This window comes from Phytomonospora sp. NPDC050363 (assembly GCF_040655735.1).
Classification (GTDB): Bacteria; Actinomycetota; Actinomycetes; order Mycobacteriales; family Micromonosporaceae; genus Phytomonospora.
The window spans coordinates 17,523-35,177 of the sequence record NZ_JBFAKK010000001.1 but is presented as its reverse complement, the minus strand read 5'-3'; the positions used below and the strand labels follow the sequence as shown (position 1 = coordinate 35,177).

Here is a 17,655-nt window from a genome sequence, read left to right as displayed (position 1 = left end):
GGTCACGATCGGAGGGCGGGCAGCAGCTCCTCTCGGCACCAGGCGGCCAGTGTGGTCGGCGTCGTGGTCAGGGCCGTGCGCTCCTGCTCGGGAGTGAAGCCCTCGCGCAGGCCCGTCGACATGCCCATGATCCCGTCGACCTGCCCCGGCGGCAGCCCGGCGGCGCGGAGCCGCTCGCGCATCCGCTCGTCGGGAATTCGCTCTGCGCGCACGGGAAGTCCGGTGACCTCGGCGACGACTCCCACCGCCTTCTCCCAGCTCAGGTCGGCGGGACCGTGCACGGCCTGGACGACCCGGCCGGACCAGTCGGGGTTGAGCAGCCGCCCGACGGCGACCTCGGCGATGTCGCGCGGAGCCACCCAGGCCATCGGCCGGTCGACGGGCAGTACGACCGCGACGGTGCCCTCCCGGATGGCGTCGAGTTCGAGCAGGAGATTGCTGAAGAAGAAGCCGCAGCGCAGATGCAGGACGCTCGCGCCGGTCGCGTCGAGCGACCGTTCCGTGCGCGCCAGCCCGTCGATCTCGCCGGCGCCGGAGCGCTTCTCCGCGCCGACGCTGCTCTGGAAGACGACCCGCCCGACCCCGTTGGCCGCCACCGCGTGAGCCGCGACGGCTCCGAAGCGGGCATAGGCGCCGGCGGGATCATCGTCCATGCTGGGCGGATCGACCCAGTAGAGCGCGTCGACGTCCTTGGTCGCCTCGACCACGGCGTCCTGATCTCCCTGGTCGACGGCGACGGGCTCGGCGAAGGAGGCCAGGCCCGGGTCGAGGCGGGCGGGATCCCGCATGAGCACCCGTGGCCGCACCCCGGCGCGCACGAGTCCGGCCAGGACATGCCGGCCGACGTTGCCGGTCGGGGTAGTGATCGCGACGCGCATGCCGTCTCCTCCTTGGTGGGCCGATCCCACGCCTTCACGATAAGGAGCGAGGAGGACCGATCCGGTCACCCTTCCCCGATCCTCACCGCTCCCGGGGAGTCACCAGCCCGGATTCATAGGCGTGCACGACGAGCTGCGCGCGGTCGCGGGCGCCCAACTTCGCCATGGCCCGGTTGAGGTGCGTCTTGGCGGTCATCGGAGTGATCTCCATGCGGGCGGCGATCTGGTCGTTGGCCAGGCCCTTCGCCACCAGCGCCACCGCCTCGCGCTCACGGTTGGTCAGGGTGTCGGCGCGGGCTTCCCCGATCGAGTGCGGTGGCTCGGTGACGTACCGGTCGATGAGCTTGCGGGTGATCGACGGCGCGAGCAGGGCGTCGCCCCGGGCGGCGACGCGAACGGCGTGCAGGAAGTCCTCCGGAACGATGTCCTTGACCAGGAACCCGGCCGCTCCCGCGCGCAGGGCGTTGAAGACGTGCTCGTCGAAGCCGTAGTTGGTGAGGATGACGACGTGCACGCCGCCGAGGGCAGGGTCGGCGGCGATCCTGCGGGTCGTCTCGATCCCGTCGAGCAGCGGCATCCGGATGTCGACGAGCGCGACGTCGGGCAGGTGCTCACGGACGAGGGCCAGGCCCGCGACGCCGTCGGCGGCCTCGCCGACGACCTCGATGTCGTCCTCCAGGTCCAGCAGCGCCCGGAACCCGCTGCGCAGCAAGGGCTGGTCGTCGATCAGGAGCACCCGGATCACGCGGCCGACTCCACCGGCAGCTCGGCCTCGACGGTGAAGCCGCCTTCGGCACGGGATTCGGCGCGCAGACGCCCGCCGAGAGCCGTGACTCGCTCGCGCATGCCGAGCAGGCCGACACCCGGTCTCACCGCGGCGCCGGGATCGCCGTCACCGTCGTCGTCGACGCGGATCGCGAGGGCGTCGGGGCGGTAGTCGATGTGCACCGACGCGGTGGTGGCCGAAGCGTGGCGGGCGACGTTGGTCAGGGACTCCTGCACGATCCGGTAGGCGGTCCGGTCCACCGCGACCGGCACGTCGTGCCGTCGGCCGCCGATCGTGAGAGTGGCGTCGAGGCCGGTCAGGCGGGTGCGCTCGATCAGGCCGGGAACCTGGTCGACGCCCTGTCTCGGGAGGTCCTCGTCGCGCAGCGCCCCGAGGGTCGCCCGCAGTTCCCGGTTCGCCTCCCGACTGGCCGCCTGGATCGCCAGCAGCGCCTCGGGCACGTCCTCCCCGCGCTTGCGGGCGACGTGGACGGCGACTTCGGCCTGCACCTTGATGATCGAGATCTGGTGGATGAGCGAGTCGTGGAGTTCGCGCGCGATGTGCAGCCGCTCCTCGTCGGCGCGGCGCCTCGCGGTCTCCTCGCGGGTGCGCTCGGCCTCGTCGGCGCGGCGCTCGGCCTGCCGCAGCGCCTCCCCCGCCGCTGCGGCGGCGACGATCCACGCGATCTCCAGGGCGCCCCGGGCCTGCGCGAAGGCCTCGCCGACCGGCCAGTCGTGCGGCGAGGCCAGGATCGCCAGCGGAAGCGCCGCCAGCGTCACGACGGCCACGACGACCGTGACGAGCCGGTGGCCCGCCCGGACCGCGGCGTAGACGGCGAAGAGGAATGCCACGGCGGGAACGTCGAAACCGACCGCCTGATAGCCCACCGCGCACAGCCCTGTGACGGCCAGGACGGCCACCGGCGCCCGGCGCCGCGCGATGAGCGCGAAGCCGCTGACGGCCAGGAGCGCGTAACCGACGATGCCGAGTCCGGTCGCGGAGTGCCCCTGGAGCAGCCCGACGAGCAGCAGCATCGCCGCCACACCGGCGGTGATCAGCCGGTCGGTGACACCCGCCGGGATCGCCGGCCGCCTTCTGTCCATGTCGGCACACTAGCCCGGTCCACGGGCGCGAACCTCCTGCCGCCGGACGAGGGAGCGGCTACCGCACCCGCGGTACTCCCCCGTGTTCTGCGTCGGCGGCGGCATTCCCACGCCGTGGTCGCGGCAGGCCCGATCACCTCCCTCCGCAGGACGAACGGCGCCGTGCCGGGCGACAGGATCAGGATGACCGCATCTCACGACGAGATGCCCGGAAGAGGAGAACGACATGTCTTCGACAGCAGCCGCCCGAGTCGTCATCACCGCCGGTGGGTCGGTCCTCGCCTTCGAGCCGGTCGCCGCCAGTGTGTTCACCGTGAGCGCCGGACGGATCGGGGCGAGCGCCGGCGCGGTGCTCGGCGTGGTCGCGGTGGTCGTCGCCGTGCTGGCCCTGACTCGGCCGCAGAGTCGTTTCAGCGTGGCGAAGGGGCGGCTCGGGGCTCTGGTGAGCCTGGCGGCGGCGGTGCTCGGCGTCGCTCTCGGTGGATGGGTCGTGGCCACCGCCGACTCCGGCATCGGCACCGGCAACGGGCGCGGCGGCGCCTACGTGGCCCTGCTGGTGGGGACGATCGGCCTTGTCCTCGGCGGGTTCGCGCTGCGTCGTTCTCGCCGCGCGGACTGAGCCTTCATACCCCCTACCGGTATGGCGAGCGTCACTCGCCCCATCCTGCCACCGAGTACCCCCCTGGGGTATAAATGGCTCGCACGTCCACAACGGTCCACCAAGGCCCTTGTGGACTCCGCGAGCAATCGGGGCGATGTCGACGCGATATACCCCCTACCAGTAAGGAGTACTGATCATGTTCCAACCCTCCACCGCACCGGCCTCCCGCCGGTGGTGGGCCCTGGCGCTCATCGCGCTCGCCCAGTTCATGGTCATCATGGACACCTCGATCATCGGCGTGGCCCTCCCGAAGATGCAGACCGCGCTCGGTTTCTCCCAGCAGAACCTCTCCTGGGTCTTCAACGCCTACGTCGTGGTCTTCGGCGGCCTGCTGCTCCTCGGCGGCAGGCTCGCCGACCTCTTCGGCGCCCGCAGGATCTTCGGCCTCGGGTGGTTCGTCCTGGCCGTCGGCTCCTTCGTGGCGGGCGTCGCCGGGAACGTGCCCGCAGAACTGGCCGGACGCGGCATGCAGGGCGTCGGCGCGGCGCTGATCGCGCCGTCGGCGCTGACCTTGCTCATGACACTGTTCGGCGCCGAGCCCAGGGAGCTCACCAAGGCCTTCGCCTTCTACGGCGCGGCGGCACCCGCCGGGGGAACCGCCGGGGTCTTCCTCGGCGGACTGATCACCGAGTACGCCTCCTGGCCCTGGGTCTTCTACATCAACATCCCCATCGCGCTGCTCGTCCTGGTCGCCCTTCCCTCGCTCCTGCCGGCCGCGACCACCGGCGCGCGGGGCTCGGTCGACGTCGTCGGCACCCTCACCGCGACCCTCGGACTCGGCGCCGCTGTGTTCGCCGTCGTCCGCGCTCCCGAGGTCGGCTGGGGCGCCCCGGCGACCTGGGGCCCGCTGATCGCCGCCGCCGTGCTGCTGGCCGTCTTCGTCCTCGTCCAGGCACGCAAGCGCGAGCCGCTCATGCCGCTGTCGATCTTCAAGGCGCCCGGCCTCGGCGCGGCGAACCTCGCACAGCTGCTGCTGGGCGCGGCCTGGGTGCCGATGTGGTTCTTCCTGAACCTCTACCTCCAGCAGGTCCTCGGGTACTCGGCTTTCCCCTCCGGAGCGGCGCTGCTGCCGATGACGGCGCTCATCATGATCGGGATGATCGCCCTCGCCCCGCGCCTCATGGCCCGCCTCGGCGCCAAGGCCATGATCGCGACCGGCCTGGCGCTGCTGGCCGGAGGCCTGGCGTGGCTGTCCTTCATCCGCCCCGACGGCGGCTTCACCACCGACGTCCTGCCCGCCTCGCTCCTGTCCGCCCTCGGCATGTCCCTGGCCTTCGTCCCGTCACTCCAGACGGCGATCTCCTCGGCGCGCCCCGAGGAGGGCGGCCTGGCCTCCGGCATCGTCAACACCGGCTACCAGATCGGCTCCGCCCTCGGCCTGGCGGTGGCCACCGCGATCGCCGCCGGGGCCGGCGCCGACCGGCTCGGCGACGTCGCGGCCCTGACCGAGGGGTTCTCCGCGGCCTTCGCCACCGCGGCGGTCATCGCGGTCGCCGGCGCGGTCCTCGCGGTCATCACCCTCCGCACGCGCTCGGCCCGCGAGAAGGCCACGGCCGACAGCGCGATGTGACCTCGAACCGAGGGAGCCGAGGACGGGCCGGCGCAGTACGCCGGCCCGTCCTCGGCTCCACAGTGGACCACTCGCGCCGATCGCCGTCGCGAACCGATGACGGACGCCCCCTCGACAGCCACAATCCTGTCACTGCCTGGATATCTGCTCAGTGCGCAGCCTGGCCGGCAGTTCACATCCGCCCCGTCGGGACACCGAGTCCCGCGGACCGAACCGGCAGCGAAGAGCAGCACGAAACGCATCGCCGATGACCCCGACGCTCAGATGCCCCGCCGACGCAACCCCTACGACGGCAGTGTCAGAGATCCGTCACCCGGGGATCGCCGACCGGGTCGAACCCAAGATCGTTAGCACGCAAGGGATCGCGCTCCCGGCCCGTTCATCGAGACATCGAGAGCAGTGAAACCCCTGCACAGAAGGCCATTCACCGGCTCCGGCCGCCCTCGCCGACCGCCCCCGCCGGCAGGCTCGGCACTCCCCCGCCTTCGAGCCCTTGGCATCACTGGGATCTGGAGATTGGAGCAATAGCGCACAGTCGCCAAATGGTGACGCTAGGCTCCCTCACGGGATATCGGCTCACGGGTCGGCGGGATCGTCGAAGCCGTTCGCCGGGAACGTCCCGCAGGCCACTCGAGAACACACGACCTACCGACGACCGGCACCGGCGCTCACGCCCAGGCCGATCTCGCCGCAGCCGGCGCACCGAGTCACCGGCGCATTCCAATCGCTGTCAGTCCGCAGTGGTCGACGCCGCCCTCAACGGCCGCGCGACCCCTCATCCACCCACGTCGATGACGCATGTCCGCACGCCGTGAAGACGCACGGCGCGGCGGACGTCTCCTCGGCGTGCCCGAATCCACTCGTCGAACGGGGAGAAAAGCATGTTGGACTTGATGAAACGAGGCACCGTCACGGTCGGCAGTGTCGGCTGGGAGTACCACGGGGACACCACCGAAGCCGCCACCTTCTACATCACGCCGCAGCCGTCGTGGGTGATGAACGACGGACTGCCGGCCGTCCAGATCGTCGAGTACGAGACCTCCGACCATTTCAACGGCTCCGGCTACTGCGTCATCGAGGTCGAACTGGTCGTGCCCATCGGCGTCCAGCAGGCCGTCAAGGCCGACATCGCCACCCGGTTCGGCGTCAAGGACCCCTACCTCCCGGCGATCCCGGTGCAGTCGGGGACCCTGGTGAACCTGACCCTCCCCGACGGCGAGGGCGGCGTCACCGGCCTCCAGGTGGGCGGCACCGACTTCGGCAGCGACAACGCCATCTTCCAGGTCCCGCTGACGGCGGCCCAGATGACGACCGTCAAGAGCACTCTCGACCAGCAGGGCAGCGGCCCCTTCGAGGTGCAGTACAACATCATCGTCCCCGCGCAGATGCCCGCGGTGACCGCACAGCTCACCTTCGACGCGACCACCGCCTTCGACTACCAGGTCAAGGCGCACGAGCACACGCACTGGGCGAGCTCGTCGTCGTGGACCTACGACGTCACCGAGCAGCTGACCCAGTCGGCGGCCTCGAAGGTGGTCGTCGACAAGGTCGACCCGAACCTCCCGCAGAGCGTGGTGGACGCGGTGGCCGCGTGGGGCGAGCGCGTGATCACCGACCTCGTGTCGAAGGAGGTCGCGGCCGCCTTGGCGCTCCAGGAGAAGGCCGGGGGTCACGAGTCGTTCTCGGTCAGCGAGATCTCCTCGTTCAGCGAGACCTACGAGCAGAAGGAGACGATCCTGTGGCGGCTGTGCCCGCAGGCGACGCTGCCGACCTTCGCCGACCTCGGACTCAGCGTCGACCAGCGCAAGTCGCTTGAGGTGACCGTCGACAAGCGAAAGTTCGTCGCCCAGGTCACACCGCAGTGCCTGTTCGGCACGTCGAAGGAGAAGGCGGCCACGCTCGGGGCGCAGCCGGTCAATCCGTTCATGTCCAACATCAAGCCGCTCAAGCGGCTCGACGTCACCGTCTCGTACCCGACGCTGTCGTCGAGCGGGACCAGGACGCACACCTTCACCGACAACACGCCCTACACGTGGGAGGCGGACTGGGACGACACCGCGCAGGGGGAGTACTCGCTGCAGTACATGGCGGTCTACGACGACGACACGCAGGTCACGGGTTCGCTGGCGGACATCGACGCCACGACCTACACGCTCGGGCTGGCCGACATCGGCACGCTCAACGTCGTGTTCGACGCCTCCCAGTTCTTCGTGGCGGAGGACAAGATCGTCGACAAGGTCACCGTCGACTTCTCCTTCAACGTCCCGCAGCAGGTGCCGTTCCTCCAGTCGGCGGTGCTGACGCCGTCGGAGGCGACGACGGTCTTCTCCAGCGTCTTCTCGGCGCCCATCACCACCGACTACGTGTACACGGTGACCTACACGTTCGCCAAGGACGTGAAGGCCAACCCGTACACGACCGACGCCAAGAGTCAGAACGGGCCATGGGTGCGGCTGCTGTCGCCCGACGCGACCCAGTCGTTCAACGTGTTCGTCGCGATGGAACAGGGCGACCTGGAGGTCACCGAGGCCGACATCAACTTCTACTACGGCAACCCGCCGTACTTCCCCGACATCCCGGCGAGCAAGGCACTGCCGCGGCCGACGCAGAGCAGTCCGATCCAGCTCAAGTTCGCCGCCGAAGGGCAGGAGGCCGTACCGCCGGCGAAGAAGACGAGGATGAAGACCTTCGAGCTGTTCGCCAACACGGCGGTCACGCCGGTGACGGTCGACGCGACGCTGCTGCTGTCGGACTTCACGCAGCGGCAGGTCGGGCCGTACCAGTTCACGCCCTCGACGGTGACGCTGTTCGCGTTCTCGCCGTACTTGCAGACCTTCTTCCTCACCGCCGATCCGACGATCGTGCAGTGGCAGGGAGGTGAGCTGACCGGGGTGAAGGTCCTCGTCACGGCGGTGACGTACACGCCCGAGGGGCAGTCGACGAGGGTGACGGTGCAGGCCGACTCGCCGAACCAGGTGATCGCCCGGCAACCGGACGGGCGGGCCTATCCGGTCTTCTTCAAGGTCGCCAACATGCCCTACGGCTTCGCCGATCTGGAGTTCAGCTGGACGGCCGCCTACGTCTACAAGAGCGGTGCGCTGTACGCGCACGGCACGCAGCAGGGAACGGTGCTGGACCTGCCGGCGATCGCGACGGAGAAGACTCCGACGGGCGGCAAGGTCTTCTGATGCCGGTCCTTCCGCCGTCGATCGCCCGCGCCGTCGAGGTGTCCCGCAGGCACTTCCCGGCGGCCGCGGGCGACATGGAGGCCGCTTTGCCGGTGCTGCTGGATCCGCTCCTGCCGGCCGGCGACTCGGCCCGGTGGCGGCTCAGTCCGCTCACCGACGGCGGCTTCCCCTTCGAGATGACCTTCTCGACCAATGGGGACGGTCCCAGTTACACGCTGGAGGTGGGGCCCGGGGGCACTCCCCCGGGCGCCCGCCTGGCGCGGGCCGTCGAGCTGCTGGCCGGGGTCGGCGGCGAGCCCGCCGACGACGGCACGCTCGCGCGGCTGACCCGCTGGCAGGCGAGGGGCGGGCTGACCTACGGGGCATGGCTGGGCGCCAGGCACGGCCCGGCGGGCAGCGACTACAAGATCTACGCGGAGGTTCCGGAGGCGGCGCGGGCTCGCGTCGCCGCCCACTTCCGGCGGCGTCTGGGCGGGCCGGCCGTTCTGCCGGCCCGCCGTCAGGAGCCGCAGATGGTCGGCTGGTATCCGTACGGCGGCGGTCTTGAGCTGTACGCGCGGATCCATGGCCTGCGGCCGTGGGAACTGGCGGCGCTGATGTCGCCGCTCGGTCTCCAATCGCGGGCCCCGGCCGTCCTGGCGGTCTTCGAGGACGTCCTCGGACGGCCTTTCGGGCAGCGCCTGCCGGGGCCGCTGTTCGGTTACAGCTACAGCCTTCCCGCGCCCGGTTCGGGTCGCGGGGCGGCGTTCTCCTTCTTCAGTTTCTGCGAGGTCCTGGCCCGTGGTGACGCCGGCATCCGCCGGCGCCTGCGCGGCCACTGGGAGAGGCGAGGTGCCTGCATGGACTACTACACCGACATGAGCGAGCCGACGACAGGTCATCCGGGGCCGTGGAACCACCACGGGCTCCTGGGAGTGACCGTCACCGACGACGCCGAACCCGTCAGCTACGTGGGGCTTCGACCTCCGGAGGCGATCTGACATGAACGTGGAACTGAGCGAACGACCCGGAATCGGGGCCGGCGACGCCGAGGCGGCGGAACTGGCGGCACGGCTGGCCGACGCACAGTCGCCGGGCGGGACCTTCCTCTCCCGTGTCGAGCTGCCGTGGGGTGAGAGCGAGGACCGCAACTGCTTCGTGACCGCGCTCGTGGTCCGGGAACTGCACGGGATCGCCGGCGACGGCGTCGCCGAGGCGCGAAGGCGGGCACTGGCCTACCTGCTGCGCAGCAGGTACCCCGTCTACCGGGACCTGTTCTCCTTCTACCCGCATCGCGGCCACCCCTTCTGGATGCGTTCGGCGCTCTATCCCGACGCCGACGACACCGCCGTCATCAACCTCGAACTGGTCCGCGCCGGGCTCATGAGCACCGACGCGCTGGCCGAGGTCGCCGAGCGGCACCTGCTGCCCAACCGGGCGGTCGGCGAAGGTGCCCGCCACCTCGACCGCCCCTGGCATCGAGAAGGCGTGTTCCTCACCTGGCTGACCGGCGCGCCGGTCGCCAATCCCGTCGACTGCTGCGTGAACACCAATGTGGTCGCGCTGCTAGCCGCCGCGGGGATGCGCACGGCGCCCGGCTACGCCGAGGCGTGCGAGATGGTCGACGCCGCCGCCCGGGACGTGTCGCGAGCAGGAGTCCACGACCGGCGGCGCACGCCCTTCTATCCCGCTCCCGGCGAATGGCTCCGCGCGCTGCGCCACGCCGTCGAGATGGGCGCGACGGAACTCGAACCGGCCGCACGGGCGCTGGCGACCGTGCCCGACCCGGAGGCGGGCGCCGAGGCGCCGGCGATCTGCTGCGACGTCGAGGGAACGGTGGTCTGGCGCTCGACGGCCGTGGCCGTCGCCCGGCGACTCCGGGCCGCGGCCATCGAGAAGGAGACCCGATGACACGCGTCCTCAACGCCGCGTCCCAGTCGTCCTACACCGACGCGGCCAACAACGTCTGGGACTACTTCCAGGACGCCGACGACCCCAACATCTACTACGTGGCGCCGAAGCCGGGCTTCTCCGTCTCCAACGGGCTACCCCGCTTCCACCTCACCGAGTACGTCGACAGCGGCGGCGGCTATCTCTCCGCGCTGCTGCAGGTGTCGACGATCCTGGCCGTTCCCGACGACGTGGTACTCGCCGTCGCCGTCGCGCTGCGGCAGAAGGGCGTGCCGGCACCCGCGTACCAGACCATGCCCTACATCGACGTGGTCGGCGAGGGCATCGACCCCAACATGGCCTTCCTCAACTTCTCCGACAAGGCCGGAATGGTCAGCCGCACCGCCCAGGCGAGGCCATCGCTGTCGGGCAGCCAGATCGCGACCTTCGGCATCGACAACCTCAGCCGCACCGAGACGGCCTTCCTCAAGTCCTACTTCGGCGGCGACGCCGGTGCGGGGACGGTCCAGGTCGTCTACCAGCTCACCGTCTGGGCCCGCCTCGGCGAGGTCTCGGCCCACGTCCACTTCGACGCCAAGGCCGCCTACGACTACCAGAGGACGTACAAATGGGTCTCTTTAGCCGTCCGCCCAGCCGCGCGGTCACCACCGCCGAATCCACCCGCGAACGGTGAGGGGCCGACCATGGCGACTTTCTTCCACCAGAACATGCGCATCTTCGGCGGCGGTGCACCCGCGCGAAACGCCGCCTACAACGGAGTGATGGCACCGGGCGGCGCGTTCGCGGCCATCAACGGCGCCATCGGCGGCCCGCCGGCCGGCCCCATCGCGGTGGCTGGCTTCACCGAGATCACCAACAACATCGCGGCACCGGCGGCGCTCGCGCTGTCCGCCGTCAGCCTCGGCATGGCCGGCGGCCTCAGCGGCGCGGTCGCCTGCGGCCGAACGGCACTGGCGCACGGCCCGGAGTACGTCGGCATAGCCGTCAACGCCGGCTGGCCGATCCTCACCGTCGGGCGGCTGCTCCTCACCGTCGTGGGCCAGACGGTCACGCTGACCCATCAGCGTGCCGCGACCTTCGCCGCACTCAACGCACAAGGGCTGGGGGCGGCCACACCCGACTACCGCGGGCTCGCGTATGTGATCGTCACCATTCCCGGCGGCGGCCCCAACGTGGCCATCGGCTTCCTGCACAACCTCTACACCCTCGTCGACCAGCGAATCCTGGTCGCCGGGCAGCTGCCTTTCATGGCGAGGGAGATGGGCGCGGCGGTCGGCGGCCTGGGACCGATCGCGGTCGCCGCGCGCTACATCGGCGGCGACTTCAACGTCAACATGATCACTCCGCGCGGAACAGTGCGGCAGGGCCGGCTCTACGGGCACTCCGCGGGCCTGGCCGCGGTACCGCCCGGAGCCGTCGCGGGCGGCACGACCTGGAGCGGCAGCCTCTACGACTACTGGTACAGCGACATCGCCCCCGCCGGACCGGTGCCCGCCGGGCTGATCCAGCCCGCGCCCAGCGCCTACGCGCAAACCCTCAACGCCGGACCCGGCATCGCCGGCACCATGTCCGACCACGGCGGCGTCGCCTTGAGGTTCACATGAGCACGGCGGCGGCCTACGCGCCGCCCGAGCGGGGGAGTCACCGATGGCACAGCTGAACGTCATGTACTGGAATCTCGGCGGTCTCGACCAGCAGCGCGCGTCCCTGGCGGGCACGAGCTACCCGAGCCTGGTCGCCTCGGCCATTCGGGCGGGCGACATCACCGTCGCCGGCTTCAGCGGAGTGCGCTCCGGTCTGGCCAACGCCCTAGGGGAGGCGGTGGTGGCCGAACTGCGCGGGTACTACCCCCACTCGACGTGGATCCACAGCGCCAGCCCTCCACTCGGGCAGGGCCGCGACGAGCAGTACCTGATCATCTGGGACGGCTCGCGAGCCGGCGCCTACAAGCCGCCCGGCTACGAGTACTGGCTATGGCAGTACCCGGCGCCCAATCCCCTGGACGGGCTTCTCGGCTTCCCCCGGCCGGAGAGCATGTCCCCCGACCTGCCGCCGTTCACGATGTTCTTCAAGCTGGGCAGCAGCGGCAAGTGGATGCCGATGTCGGTCCTGCACGCACCCACCTGGCCCGACGCCTGGCAGAACGGCGCCGAGATCACCCGGGCCATGGCGAACCTGACCCGTGTCGAGGCATTCGACGTGGGCGACGGGGCGCTGCTCATGGGCTCGTTCAACGTCCCGGCCGACGATGACGTCGGCACGCCCGGATCCAACGGCGCCCTGGCCTTCGGGCGCCTCGCCGGACCGAACGGGAAATACGACCAGGCCATGCACGGGCACCGTACCGCCCTCGGCCCGCCGATCGTGGCCACCACCGACTCGCAGTCCTACGTGCAGACCTCCGACAACTTCTTCGTGCGCCGCAACAGTTCGCAGCGCGGCATCACCGTGTCGGCACCCGGAATCCTCGGCGTCATCAGCGGATCCCTCGGACGGCTCGACGCCCAGGGCACGTGGCAGCCCGCGCCGTTTCGCCCGGCGCTCGCCAACGTCGAAGCACGCAGCGTCGGCGACGACAAGGTGACCGCGGGGGCGGACGGCAGCTACGACCGCTTCGACGACGCCTTCGCCGCGTATCGCCTGTACGTCAGCGATCACGCGCCCATCGCCATCACGATCAACTACTGAAGCGGACGGGGACGCATCATGGATTTCACCGCCCTCAAAGCGGCCGTCGACGGCCAGTACGACGCCAACCGGCGGACCTTCTCCTTCGACCCCGCGCCTTACGGGTCGTCCGACATCGACCGGCTCCTGGCCGACGTCATCGACCTGGACTCGTGGGACCTGACGGGCGCCGCGCCGCCCGTCGTGGACAGCACAGCGCAGACCGTCACCGTCGCCGGAACCTGCGCGGAGTTCTCCGGCCGCGACAGCGCCTCGCTGACCATGCTCTTCCATCTCGCCGGCGAGCAGGCGGAGCTGGCGGTGCGGATGGACCTCGGCACCGGGTGGAGCTTCGTCGAGACCTTCCCGGCCCTGGCCGGGACGGTCTTCGAGAGCGTCGCGATCAGCGCCGGCACCCAACCCGCCTACGTGTTCGCGTCCGACCCGTTCACCTGGCCCGGCCTCGACGACGGCGAGTTCGCCACCGGCATGAACTTCTACGCCAAGGTCGAGCCGGCCGCGACGGACGAGCCGTGGCGCGGCGTGACGGCGCTGCTCGGCTCGTTCGCCGCGACGACGGCCGTCGGCCCGATCTCGATCCTCGGCGACCTGCCGCAGATGTCGCTCGGGCTGGGCTACGTCGGGGTGCTCACCGACTACTTCCCGATCCTCAAGGGCCGTGTCGAGGCCCGGCTGGTCAGCGATCTGCAGGAGGCGACCAACCAGGCCGGACTGATGCTGGCCACGAGCTTCGACCTCGGGCCGGACAAGGGCCTGCGGATCAGCACGATCCTCAAGCCGCAGCTCGGCGGGCTCATGACGTTCTACGGGGACTTCACCGGAGTGAAACTGCCGACTCCCTCGGAGGCCGCGCAGGCTCTCAAGGAGCTCATCGGCGCCGACGACCTCTACTCGTCGCTGCCCGACCCGTACCAGAGCGGTTCGGGACTGGAGCTGCGACGGCTGACGCTCGGGATCAGCACCGTCGACCTCACGCCGATGCTGGCGTCGCTGGACATCGGCATGCCGCCGGACGGTCCGGGCTGGCCGCTCGGCGACCTCGCCACGGTCACCGACGTCCAGTTCACGGCCACGGTGCTCAGCCCCTTCGACAGCACCAACCGCACCCTGTCGGTGACGGTCTCGGGCGGACTGGAACTGCCGACCACGGAGAAGCCCGTGGAGATGGTGGCACAGGCGTCGGCCACGTTCACGCCGTCCAAGCCGGGCGAGTACCGGGTGCAGGCGGGGCTGGCGCCCGGCACCGACCTCACCCTTCCGGTGAAGCACCTGACCGACGAGTACCTGCCGGGGGTCGTCGGCCTGCCCGACATCGTGTTCAACCGCCTCGGTGTGGACTTCAAGTTCGCCTCGCCGGCCAACCACTACGGCATGTACGCCGGCCTCGATCCCGCCAACCCGCTGGTCTTCCGCTTCGGTGGGGTCGAGGTCTTCGAGGTCCTCTACGCCGACTTCCACATCGAGAACGACTCCTACAAGGGCGGCCCGGGCGGCGGGATGGTCGGCGCGATGACCTTGTTCGGGCTGCGCGCCGACATCACCTACCAGGCGCCCGGCGACTTCAGGGTGACCGCGCTCGTACCGGAGTTCACCGTCAGCATGCAGACGCTGGCCGACCGGCTGCTCGGGCCGGGCTGGGCGCTGCCGGGCTGGATGCCCGACATCACCTTCCCGAAGACCAGCCTCCTCGTCGAGAGGCAGGGGGCCGAGAAGGGCGCCGCCTACACCTTCGCGATGATGGCCAAGCCGTCCTTCGGCACGCTCATCACGCAGGTCGAGAAGCAGCCCTCGGGCTGGGTGTTCGCCGGGGCGCTGCAACTCGACACGCCCAAGATCGCCGCGTTCAGCGGGCTGTCGGAGCTCGCGGGCATGGACGCGATGTTCGCCGCGACCGAGCTGCTGTTCGTCTTCGTCTCCGGTGACCTCGACAGCGGGTTCCACTTCCCGCCGACGGCGGACTTCGAAGGCGAGACGGGCCCCGACATGGTGATCCCGTCCTTCGCCGGACCGGTCAAGGCCGGGTTCTACTTCTTCGGCGAGATGAAGCTGAACCTGGCCGGCCAGCCGAACCTCGCCCTCGTGCAGCACCTGCTCGGCCTGGACGTCGAGCTGGCCTTCCAGCTCCTGGTCTTCATCGGGATGGACCCGCGGAAGAACGCCTACGCACAGGCCGGCGTGCAGGGGCGGATCAACGACGTCACCACCCTGAGCGGGTACCTCGGCGCCCGCATGGAGTCGGGCGAGCCGAGCTTCTACCTGGAGGGCGTCGTCACCACGTCGGTGCAGGGCACCGACGGCGCCAACAAGCTCGTGTCGTGCGACAAGCCGAACATGAACGACTGCCTCAAGGCCGGTGTGGCCTTCGAGCTCACACCGAACGCGGCCTACCTGAGCGTCTCGCTCATCGGTTCGGTGGTCTTCGGCCCGGTGACCCTGTCGAACGTGGTCATCGTGGTCGGCATCGACTGGGAGCTGATCCCCAGTCTCGGCTTCGCCGCACAGATCGACCTCAACGCCTACGGCACCACCTACGACAGCTCGATCGCGCTCTTCTTCGACTCCGGCGATCCCTCGAAGAGCCTGTTCGCCGGCTCGATCAGCGACGTCACCCTCAAGCAGGTCGCCGACACCATCGTCGGCGCCGTCTCGGGCAAGGACGTCATCCCCGAGTGGCTCGACGAACTCCTGGCGCAGGTCGGCGTCAGCGGGACCTCGAAGGTGACGATGCCGGCGACGGCCGCCGCCAAGTTCGACGGCCGGGACTTCGCGGGCATCACCGCGGCCTTCAACGCCGCCTACAAGTCCACGTCCTACTCGTTCACCGCCGAGAACACCCTCCTCGTGGTCGGCGCGACGGACCTCGACAAGCCGGGTGTGTGGTACCTGACGAACTTCCCCGCCTCGGACGTCATCAAGCACTACCAGGTGACCACGGGTGAGGACGGAACCCTGCACGCGTCCCTTGAGCCGCAGTTCTACTACTGCATGCCGCCCGGCGGCGGCACGATCACGCTCGGCCCGCCCTCGGCCGGGCTCACCTTCAACCCCGGCGTGTACGTCGCCGGCACCCTCGACTTCTTCATGCTCCACCTCGCGGTGCAGCTGGAGGTCAAGCAGAACCAGGGCTTCGCCGTCGACGTCGAGCTCACCGATCCCGTCGACGTGCTCGACGGCTACCTCCAGCTGACCGGCAACGAGGACCGCACCCGGGGACCGCGCTTCTCGATGTCCACCTACCCCGTCCAGGGCATCGACCCGGTGACCAAGCAGCCGGCGACCCTGCCCGCCCACTTCTACTTCGACGGGAGACTGGTCTTCCTCGACCTCGAAGTGGCCTCCACCGTCAACGTGAGCAGCGCCGGTCTGCTGCTGCACTTCATGGCCAAGGTCGGCGACGAGAGCCTCGGCGCGTCGTTCGACTTCGACTCGACCGTCGACACCGACACCGGGGTGACCATCGACTTCGCCGCCGAGGTGCACATCCACGACCCCGAGTTCAAGCTCTTCGACGTGCGCCTTGGCACGCTCGACCTCAACGCCGCCATCGCGATCGGCATGAGCTTCCACGTCGGCACCGACCGGGCGACGCTCCACATGGGAGCCAGCGAGGTGACCATCGGGGACTTCACCTTCGACCTGCCCTCGCTGGACCTCGACGTGAGCGTGCAGGAACTGGGGGACATCGCCGGCATCGTCTACGACGAGCTCAAGAACCTGATCTGGGACTTCCTCCAGTACGCCGAGCACTGGCTCGAATGGATCAGGGCGGGCCTCGTGTCCGGCTACGAGGCCATCGAGAAGGTCCTCAACGACGTCTACAACGCCCTGGCCAGCGTCTGGGGCAACGAGAAGTTCATCGTCATCGCGACCCGCGAGACGCTCGTGGCCAGCCAGAGCATCACCGTCACCATCGACCCGCCGACCCCGCGCGACGGTGTCACGCAGGCGATGATCGACAGTGCCGAGACCTGGGCGCACCAGCAGGCCGAGACGCTCGTCGAGCAGGCGGTCGTCGAACGGCTGAAGAAGACCTCGCCCGACGACGTGGCGAACTTCCGGATCGACTCGGTGCAGGACATCGACGCCGACTTCAACCTCGACCAGAACGTCAACTGGTTCCCGGTCGCCCGGGGGCCGCTGCCGACGCTCACGTCGCTCGGCTTCACCGACCCGATGAAGGACCCGCGCTTCTGCGCCAAGGCCACCGGAACGCTCAACTTCCACACCGCCGTCGCCGTCGACGCCGACTTCGCCACGACCGTGGCACGAGTCAGCGTCAGCGTCCGCTACAACGGCGCCCAGGTCGGCACGCCGTACATCTTCACCAACGCGGCGGCCCACACCTGGACGACGGCATGGGTCGCCGCCGCCGCCGACAACTTCCAGGTGCAGTACACGGTGACCTGGCTGAACCCGGCGATCCAGCCGGTCACCAGTCCGTGGCTCGACCAGAAGGGCCCGTCGGTCGTCCTGCCGATCATCGAGTCCGAGCACGCCGAGGCGCTCCAGCGGGCGCGCTAACCGGCGGGGTAGAAGACGAACAGTGTGCACCCGGTCGTGGTCGCGGGCACGTGCCACGACCCGGCCGGGGCGTGCAGGAACGTACCGGCAGGGTAATCGCGGGCACCGTCGTTGAAGGTGCCCGCGATGACGTACACCTCCTCCGGTCCGGGCTCGTGGACGTCGCGGTGGGGCCACGACGAACCCGGGTCCATCTCCAGCACATTGGCCTGGGTCCCGCCCGGGCCCGACCACAGCGGACGGAGCCGGATACCGGGGAAGAGCTCGCGGACCGGGGATTCGTCGACGGTCACCGACGTGTAGCCCTCTTGGGCCAGGATCTCGGGTTGCATGCGTCCCAGACTGCCTCGGCCGGAGCGCGGGGTTCAGAGCCGCTTGGGACGTCGTGGG

The 17,655-nt window shown here is 69.9% G+C and carries 12 protein-coding genes; 8 read left to right on the top strand and 4 right to left on the bottom strand.

From position 1 onward, the window contains the following. Nucleotides 1-2 precede the first annotated feature (2 nt). From AB0I28_RS00115 to AB0I28_RS00105, 3 genes are all read right to left on the bottom strand, one after another. Nucleotides 3-878, bottom strand: coding sequence for an NAD(P)H-binding protein (locus AB0I28_RS00115; protein WP_357488415.1), 876 nt, complete (start codon nucleotides 876-878; stop codon nucleotides 3-5). 82 nt (nucleotides 879-960) lie between these two features. Continuing rightward, entirely contained in the window at nucleotides 961-1,623 is a 663-nt protein-coding gene (locus tag AB0I28_RS00110; RefSeq protein WP_357488413.1) for a response regulator transcription factor, read from the bottom strand. Next, nucleotides 1,620-2,747, bottom strand: a complete 1,128-nt coding sequence (locus AB0I28_RS00105) for a histidine kinase (protein WP_357488411.1) — start codon at nucleotides 2,745-2,747, stop codon at nucleotides 1,620-1,622. Before AB0I28_RS00105 ends, AB0I28_RS00110 begins: the two co-directional genes overlap by 4 nt. A gap of 226 nt (nucleotides 2,748-2,973) precedes the next feature. Here AB0I28_RS00105 and AB0I28_RS00100 point away from each other — a divergent pair, with 226 nt between their 5' ends. The 8 genes from AB0I28_RS00100 (at nucleotide 2,974) to AB0I28_RS00065 (ending at nucleotide 17,265) form a co-directional block, all read left to right on the top strand. Further along, complete coding sequence (locus tag AB0I28_RS00100; RefSeq protein ID WP_357488409.1) at nucleotides 2,974-3,366, top strand: DUF6223 family protein; 393 nt, start codon at nucleotides 2,974-2,976, stop codon at nucleotides 3,364-3,366. A 178-nt stretch (nucleotides 3,367-3,544) separates the two neighbouring features. Next, nucleotides 3,545-4,978 carry an MFS transporter gene (locus tag AB0I28_RS00095; RefSeq protein WP_357488407.1) on the top strand — a complete coding sequence of 478 codons (1,434 nt, stop codon included), beginning with the start codon at nucleotides 3,545-3,547 and terminating at the stop codon, nucleotides 4,976-4,978. Nucleotides 4,979-5,871: 893 nt separating this feature from the next. After that, nucleotides 5,872-8,166, top strand: coding sequence for a hypothetical protein (locus AB0I28_RS00090; RefSeq protein WP_357488405.1), 2,295 nt, complete (start codon nucleotides 5,872-5,874; stop codon nucleotides 8,164-8,166). Further along, nucleotides 8,166-9,146, top strand: coding sequence for a hypothetical protein (locus AB0I28_RS00085; RefSeq protein WP_357488403.1), 981 nt, complete (start codon nucleotides 8,166-8,168; stop codon nucleotides 9,144-9,146). Before AB0I28_RS00090 ends, AB0I28_RS00085 begins: the two co-directional genes overlap by 1 nt. A 1-nt stretch (nucleotide 9,147) precedes the next feature. Continuing rightward, nucleotides 9,148-10,056, top strand: a complete 909-nt coding sequence (locus tag AB0I28_RS00080) for a hypothetical protein (protein ID WP_357488401.1) — start codon at nucleotides 9,148-9,150, stop codon at nucleotides 10,054-10,056. Beyond that, nucleotides 10,053-11,660: a hypothetical protein gene (locus tag AB0I28_RS00075; RefSeq protein WP_357488399.1), complete on the top strand. Its 1,608-nt coding sequence runs from the start codon at nucleotides 10,053-10,055 to the stop codon at nucleotides 11,658-11,660. Before AB0I28_RS00080 ends, AB0I28_RS00075 begins: the two co-directional genes overlap by 4 nt. Before the next feature lie 43 nt (nucleotides 11,661-11,703). After that, complete coding sequence (locus tag AB0I28_RS00070; RefSeq protein WP_357488397.1) at nucleotides 11,704-12,744, top strand: hypothetical protein; 1,041 nt, start codon at nucleotides 11,704-11,706, stop codon at nucleotides 12,742-12,744. 18 nt (nucleotides 12,745-12,762) lie between these two features. Continuing rightward, nucleotides 12,763-17,265, top strand: a complete 4,503-nt coding sequence (locus AB0I28_RS00065; protein ID WP_357488395.1) for a hypothetical protein — start codon at nucleotides 12,763-12,765, stop codon at nucleotides 17,263-17,265. On the opposite strand, the gene AB0I28_RS00060 is transcribed toward AB0I28_RS00065, so the two are convergent. Then, nucleotides 17,262-17,597 carry a cupin domain-containing protein gene (locus tag AB0I28_RS00060; RefSeq protein WP_357488393.1) on the bottom strand — a complete coding sequence of 112 codons (336 nt, stop codon included), beginning with the start codon at nucleotides 17,595-17,597 and terminating at the stop codon, nucleotides 17,262-17,264. The two genes, AB0I28_RS00065 and AB0I28_RS00060, sit on opposite strands and share 4 nt — an antisense overlap. Nucleotides 17,598-17,655: the final 58 nt, after the last annotated feature.

What these genes read in the sequence shown, in the direction of transcription:
- AB0I28_RS00115 (WP_357488415.1), bottom strand. Translation starts at nt 878, where the DNA reads ATGCGCGTCGCGATCACTACCCCGACCGGCAACGTCGGCCGGCATGTC.
- AB0I28_RS00105 (WP_357488411.1), bottom strand. Translation starts at nt 2,747, where the DNA reads ATGGACAGAAGGCGGCCGGCGATCCCGGCGGGTGTCACCGACCGGCTG.
- AB0I28_RS00100 (WP_357488409.1), top strand. Translation starts at nt 2,974, where the DNA reads ATGTCTTCGACAGCAGCCGCCCGAGTCGTCATCACCGCCGGTGGGTCG.
- AB0I28_RS00095 (WP_357488407.1), top strand. Translation starts at nt 3,545, where the DNA reads ATGTTCCAACCCTCCACCGCACCGGCCTCCCGCCGGTGGTGGGCCCTG.
- AB0I28_RS00090 (WP_357488405.1), top strand. Translation starts at nt 5,872, where the DNA reads ATGAAACGAGGCACCGTCACGGTCGGCAGTGTCGGCTGGGAGTACCAC.
- AB0I28_RS00085 (WP_357488403.1), top strand. Translation starts at nt 8,166, where the DNA reads ATGCCGGTCCTTCCGCCGTCGATCGCCCGCGCCGTCGAGGTGTCCCGC.
- AB0I28_RS00080 (WP_357488401.1), top strand. Translation starts at nt 9,148, where the DNA reads ATGAACGTGGAACTGAGCGAACGACCCGGAATCGGGGCCGGCGACGCC.
- AB0I28_RS00075 (WP_357488399.1), top strand. Translation starts at nt 10,053, where the DNA reads ATGACACGCGTCCTCAACGCCGCGTCCCAGTCGTCCTACACCGACGCG.
- AB0I28_RS00070 (WP_357488397.1), top strand. Translation starts at nt 11,704, where the DNA reads ATGGCACAGCTGAACGTCATGTACTGGAATCTCGGCGGTCTCGACCAG.
- AB0I28_RS00065 (WP_357488395.1), top strand. Translation starts at nt 12,763, where the DNA reads ATGGATTTCACCGCCCTCAAAGCGGCCGTCGACGGCCAGTACGACGCC.
- AB0I28_RS00060 (WP_357488393.1), bottom strand. Translation starts at nt 17,597, where the DNA reads ATGCAACCCGAGATCCTGGCCCAAGAGGGCTACACGTCGGTGACCGTC.